Source organism: Pseudomonas sp. P5_B2 (assembly GCF_056400445.1).
On record NZ_JBFULH010000263.1, the window covers coordinates 1 to 5860 of the forward strand.

General features: G+C 60.1%; 5 protein-coding genes. 3 read left to right on the top strand and 2 right to left on the bottom strand.

Annotated elements, in window-relative coordinates; translation table 11 throughout:
- Both AC1DRJ_RS17795 and AC1DRJ_RS17800 read right to left on the bottom strand, forming a co-directional pair.
- On the bottom strand, positions 1 to 1102 hold a 1102-nt coding region (locus AC1DRJ_RS17795), incomplete at its 3' end, for a M16 family metallopeptidase (protein WP_477803311.1).
- Complete coding sequence (locus AC1DRJ_RS17800) at positions 1095 to 2450, bottom strand: M16 family metallopeptidase (protein WP_477803312.1); 1356 nt, start codon at positions 2448 to 2450, stop codon at positions 1095 to 1097. The genes AC1DRJ_RS17795 and AC1DRJ_RS17800, both read right to left, overlap by 8 nt.
- Before the next feature lie 344 nt (positions 2451 to 2794).
- On the opposite strand from AC1DRJ_RS17800, the gene ftsY reads away from it, so the two are divergent.
- The 3 genes from ftsY to AC1DRJ_RS17815 all read left to right on the top strand — a co-directional run.
- Positions 2795 to 4504: a signal recognition particle-docking protein FtsY gene (gene ftsY / locus AC1DRJ_RS17805; protein WP_477803313.1), complete on the top strand. Its 1710-nt coding sequence runs from the start codon at positions 2795 to 2797 to the stop codon at positions 4502 to 4504.
- Positions 4501 to 5172 (top strand): cell division ATP-binding protein FtsE, encoded by a 672-nt coding sequence (ftsE, locus tag AC1DRJ_RS17810; RefSeq protein ID WP_477803314.1) that lies wholly within the window; start codon positions 4501 to 4503, stop codon positions 5170 to 5172. Before ftsY ends, ftsE begins: the two co-directional genes overlap by 4 nt.
- On the top strand, positions 5169 to 5860 hold a 692-nt coding region (locus AC1DRJ_RS17815), incomplete at its 3' end, for a cell division protein FtsX (RefSeq protein ID WP_477803315.1). The genes ftsE and AC1DRJ_RS17815, both read left to right, overlap by 4 nt.

Genomic DNA, 5860 nt, shown 5'->3' on the forward strand with positions numbered 1-5860 from the left:
GGTTGATCATGAACGGGCCGCGCGCCTGCATCGGGGTAAAACCCGAGTACACGCCGTACGCCAGTCCGCGTTTCTCGCGCACTTCGCTCATCAGGCGGGTGCCGAAACCACCGCCGCCGAGGATCTGGTTGCCCATGGAAAGCGCGGCGTAGTCCGGATCGTCACGGTCGATGCCCAGTTGCGCGAGCATCAGGTTGGTCTGCTTGGACGGGAACTCGATGTGGCCGACGCTGGCTTTGGGCTCTTGGGGTGGTGCAATTTTCGCCAGTGCGGGGCCTTTTGGCAGTGCGCTGGAGACCTGCGCGGCAATCGCCTCGGCCTCGGCGCGGGACAGATCACCGACCAGCGCAATTACCACGTTGCCAGCCGCATAGGCTTTCTCATGGAATGCCTTCAACTGAGCCTGGGTGATCGCTGGAACGGATTTCGCCGTACCGTCGCTGGCATGCGCGTAAGGGTGATCACCGTACAAACGGTCCATCAGTTCCAGGCTCGCCAGTTTGCCGGGGTTTTGCTTCTGGTATTCGAAACCGGCGAGCATCTGGTTCTTGATGCGGGCGAAGGAGTCGGCCGGGAAGGTCGGTTTGCCAATGACTTCAGAGAACAACTTCAGGGCCGGTTCACGCTTTTGCGCGGCGCTGAGGCTGCGCAAGGAAACCAGTGCCATGTCTTTGAACGCGCCGTTGCCAAAGTCAGCGCCCAGGCCTTCGAAGCCCTCAGCGATGGCACCGGCATCTTTGCCTGCCACGCCTTCGTTTAGCATCGCGTTGGTCAGCATGGCGAGACCCGCTGCCTCGCCGTCCTGGCTGCTGCCGGCGGCGAAGATCAGGCGCATGTCGAACATCGGTAGCTCGCGGGCTTCGACGAACAGCACCTTGGCGCCTTCGGCGGTGGTCCAGGTCTGTACGTCAAGGGCACGGTGGCTGGGTGCCTTGCCGTTGAGTTCCGTCAGCGATTGCAGCTTCTGGCTGGACTTGGCTTTGTCCAGCGCCTCGCTGGCCTTGGACTCACTGCTTCTGGACAGGTAGAAGGTCGCAGAGCCGATCAGTGCGACAGCCATCAAGCCGATCAGGGCCAGACGTGGTTTTTTACGCTCACTCATGAGTCGTCTCCAGTGGCAGTACATGGGCGACGCTGAGACGTTCGCGGGTGAAATACAGCTTGGCAGCGTTCTGGATGTCTTGTGGCGTTACGCTTTGCAGGTCGGCCAGTTCGGTATCCATCAGCTTCCACGACAGGCCGACTGTTTCCAGTTGGCCGATGGACGTGGCCTGGCTGGTGATCGAGTCGCGCTCGAAGACCAGGCCGGCGATCACCTGAGCCCTTACGCGTTCCAGCTCTTCGGCGGACGGTGCGGTGGTTTTCAGCTGTTCGAGCAGCTTCCACAGACCGGCTTCAGCCTGGGCCATGGTTTTCTTTTTCTGGGTGTTGGGTGAAGCCGACAAGGTGAACAGGCTATCACCGCGAGTGTAGGCGTCGTAGCTCGACGAACCGCCAGACACCAACTCTTCACCGCGTTCCAGTTGCGTCGGGATGCGCCCGCTGTAGCCGCCGTCGAGCAGGGCCGAGATCAGGCGCAAGGCGTTTACCGAGCGTTTGTCTTCGGCGGTGGCGATGCTCGGCACGTTGAAGCCCAGCATCAGGCTCGGCAATTGGGTTTGCACATGCAGGGTGATCAGGCGTTCGCCGGGCTCGGCCAGTTCCAGCGGTTTTTTGGCAATGGGTACATCGCGTTTGGCAATGGGGCCGAAATAACGCTGGGCAAGGGCTTTGACCTCGTCCGGGGTAACGTCACCGACCACCACCAGCGTGGCGTTGTTCGGCGCGTACCAGGATTGATACCAGTGGCGCAGTTCGTCGACGGTCATGCGATCCAGGTCAACCATCCAGCCGATGGTTGGCGTGTGGTAACCACTGGCCGGGTAAGCCATCGCCTTGAAGCGTTCGTAGGCCTTGGACATCGGCTTGTCGTCGGTGCGCAGGCGACGTTCTTCTTTAATGACTTCGATCTCGCGAGCGAACTCGTCAGCCGGCAGACGCAGGCTGGCCATGCGGTCCGCTTCCAGTTCGAAGGCTACGCCCAGACGATCGCGGGCCAGCACTTGATAGTAAGCCGTGAAGTCGTCGCTGGTGAACGCGTTCTCTTCGGCGCCGAGGTCGCGCAGGATCAGCGAGGCTTCACCGGGGCCGACTTTCTCGCTGCCTTTGAACATCATGTGTTCGAGGGCATGGGAAAGACCGGTCTGACCCGGTGTTTCGTAGCTGGAACCGACCTTGTACCAGACCTGGGAAACCACCACCGGCGCACGATGGTCTTCGCGCACGATAACTTTCAGGCCGTTATCGAGAGTGAATTCGTGGGTGGGTTGTGGATCGGCAGCGAAGACTGACAGTGGCAGGCAAACTGTGCTGAGCAGCAGGCCTGCAGCGCGGCGGGCTAGAGCATTCATTCTTTTTTAAACCTGTTGGGCTGCCCGCTTGGTCTTAGCCTAGGCGGGCGAGGAGGTGCTAGGATACTGATCCGTTTTACTGGCGGCCACGCCTATCAGGCCATTGATCGGTCAGCAGGTTGTTTGGGTTTGCGACGCAAGCTTTGGGTTTGATAGCTAAACTCTGTGTTTTCGCCGACGATGCCGTTCCAGTCCTTCGAATTAGTCGACCTTTGAGGTGCAGATTTCACCTCGACAAAATGTTGCGCGTGAACAAGCTGGGTCAATCGCAGTCTGTTCTGCATCGAATATTTATTTGCCGGGGCGCCCTTGGGTGCGCCGCTACTGTGAGATAGCCGTCCTCCATGTTTGGTTCCAACGACGACAAGAAAGCCCCAGCTGCGGCTGGCGAGAAGAAAAGCCTGTTCGGATGGCTGCGCAAAAAGCCGCAGGAACCCGTCGTCGAACAGCCACAGCCACTTCCTGAGCCCACGCCGGCACCGGTTATACCGGTTATAGATGAAGAGCTCGCGCCAACTGTCTTGCCCATCGCCGAACCGGTGCTGCAACCGGTGGTTGAGCCGGATCTCGTTGCCGAAGTCGTTACCCAAGTGCAGCAGGCACCTATCGCGCAACCGTGGCTGACGCTGCCGGTGGCTGAAGAGCCCGTTGCTCTCGTTGTAGATGAATTGGCGCCACACATTACGCCGCCAATTCCTGCTCCGACCGCGTTTGTGCCTAACCCGGTTCAGGCTGCTGTGGTTGATCCGGTTGTTGCGCCAACCGTCGTGGCTGCGCCTGAACCGGTTGTAGCACCAGCCGTCGTAGCCGAGCCTGAGGCGGTTATTGCGCCATCCGTTGTGGCTGTGCCTGAACCGGTTGTTGCGCCAGTCATCGTGGCTGCGCCAGAGCCGGTTGTTGCGCCAGTCGTCGTGGCTGCGCCTGAACCGGTTGTAGCACCAGCCGTCGTAGCCGAGCCTGAGCCGGTGGTTGCAGAACCTGTGGTTCCTGCTTTCATTGCTCCGGTTGCTCCGGTTGCTCCGGTTGCTCCGGTTGCTCCGGTTGCTCCGGTTGTGCAAGCACCAGCACCTGTCGTCGCTCCCGTCGAAACACTCGTCGAGCCGCCGCGTACAGAAGAATCCAAAGCCGGTTTCTTCGCCCGCCTCAAGCAAGGCCTGTCCAAGACCAGCGCCAGCATCGGTGAAGGCATGGCCAGCCTGTTTCTGGGCAGAAAGGCTATCGATGACGAACTGCTTGAAGACCTGGAAACCCGTCTGCTGACCGCCGACGTTGGTGTCGAAGCCACGTCGGTGATCATCCAGCGCCTGACCCAAAAGGTCGCGCGCAAAGAACTGGCCGATGCCGATGCACTGTACAAGTCCTTGCAAGCCGAGCTGGCCGCCATGCTCAAGCCTGTCGAGCAGCCGCTGAAAATCACCTCGCAGAACAAGCCGTTCGTGATCCTGGTGGTAGGCGTCAACGGCGCCGGCAAGACCACCACAATCGGCAAACTGGCGAAGAAGCTGCAGCTCGAAGGCAAGAAAGTCATGCTCGCGGCCGGTGACACCTTCCGCGCCGCAGCGGTCGAGCAGTTGCAGGTCTGGGGCGAACGCAACAAGATCCCGGTCATCGCCCAGCACACCGGCGCCGACTCGGCATCGGTTATCTTTGACGCCGTTCAGGCGGCCAAGGCCCGTGGCATTGATGTCCTGATCGCCGACACCGCCGGTCGTCTGCACACCAAAGACAATTTGATGGAAGAACTGAAAAAAGTTCGCCGGGTTATCAGCAAGCTCGATGCCGACGCGCCGCACGAAGTGCTATTGGTGCTCGATGCCGGGACCGGCCAGAACGCCATCAACCAGGCCAAACAATTCAACCAGACCGTCGCACTGACCGGCTTGGCGCTGACCAAGCTCGACGGCACCGCCAAAGGTGGGGTGATTTTCGCCCTGGCCAAGCAGTTCGGCCTGCCGATCCGCTACATCGGTGTCGGTGAAGGCATCGACGATTTGCGTACTTTTGAAGCAGAACCCTTTGTCCAGGCACTGTTTGCCGAGCGGGAGCGTTCATGATTCGTTTCGAACAGGTCGGTAAACGCTACCCGAACGGTCACGTCGGCTTGCATGAGCTGAGCTTTCGAGTCCGTCGGGGCGAATTTTTGTTTGTAACCGGACATTCCGGCGCCGGTAAAAGCACCTTATTGCGACTGCTGCTGGCGATGGAGCGTCCGACCACGGGCAAATTGCTCCTGGCCGGTCAGGACCTCGCCACCATCAGCAGCGCGCAGATTCCTTATCTTCGCCGGCAGATCGGCGTGGTGTTCCAGAATCACCAGCTGCTGTTCGATCGCACGGTGTTCAATAATGTCGCGCTGCCCTTGCAGATCCTTGGCCTGTCGAAGGCCGAGATCGTCAAGCGCGTGGATTCGGCGCTGGAACGCGTGGCGCTTTCGGACAAAACCGATTTGTATCCGGGCGACCTGTCCACCGGTCAGCAACAGCGCGTCGGCATTGCCCGCGCCATCGTTCACCGGCCGGCCTTGCTGCTGGCGGATGAACCGACCGGTAACCTCGACCCGCGTCTGGCCGCCGAAATCATGGGCGTGTTCGAAGACATCAATCGCTTGGGCACCAGTGTGCTGATCGCCAGTCACGACCTGGCGCTGATCGCTCGTATGCGTCACCGCATGCTGACGCTGCAACGTGGTCGATTGATTGGCGACGGGGAGGCTACCGAATGAGCGCGACACGCAGCCCCAAAGTTTCCGAACGTGTAGCCCCGAAGGCTGCCGATCCGCAACCGCAAAAGAAAAAACACGACGATGACGACGGTCCGGACTTTGCCACGTTGTTCCGCGCCTGGGTTGAAAGCCACCGCGCCAGTCTGCTGGACAGCTTGCGTCGCTTGGGCAAACAGCCCATCGGCAGCTTTTTCACCTGCATGGTGATGGCCGTTGCGCTGAGTTTGCCGATGGGGCTGTCACTTTTGCTGAGTAACGTCGAGCGGCTGGGCGGGTCCTGGCAGCGTGCGGCGCAAATTTCCCTGTACCTGCAATTGGAGGCCAGCCCCGTTGAGGGCGAGTCGCTGCGCGAACAGATCAAAGGCATGCCGGGTGTAGCGGATGCACAATATGTCGGTCGCGATCAGGCGCTGGAGGAATTTCAGCAGCAGTCCGGTTTGGGCGACGCGCTCAAGGAGTTGCCGGAAAACCCGCTGCCTGGCGTGGTTCTGGTGATCCCGAAGGAAGTCGACAAACCCGCGCTTGAAGCATTAAGACAAAAACTTTCCGAGCTGCCGAAGGTACAACAGGCGCAACTTGATCTAGTCTGGGTCGAGCGTCTGGCCGCCATCCTCAAGTTGGGCGACCGTTTTGTCTTCGGTCTGACCGTGCTGCTGGTTTCTGCATTACTTTTGGTGATAGGCAATAC

Bases quoted from the DNA above. Each gene is read 5' to 3' on its own strand.
- AC1DRJ_RS17800 (WP_477803312.1), bottom strand. From the start codon at position 2,450: ATGAATGCTCTAGCCCGCCGCGCTGCAGGCCTGCTGCTCAGCACAGTT.
- ftsY (WP_477803313.1), top strand. From the start codon at position 2,795: ATGTTTGGTTCCAACGACGACAAGAAAGCCCCAGCTGCGGCTGGCGAG.
- ftsE (WP_477803314.1), top strand. From the start codon at position 4,501: ATGATTCGTTTCGAACAGGTCGGTAAACGCTACCCGAACGGTCACGTC.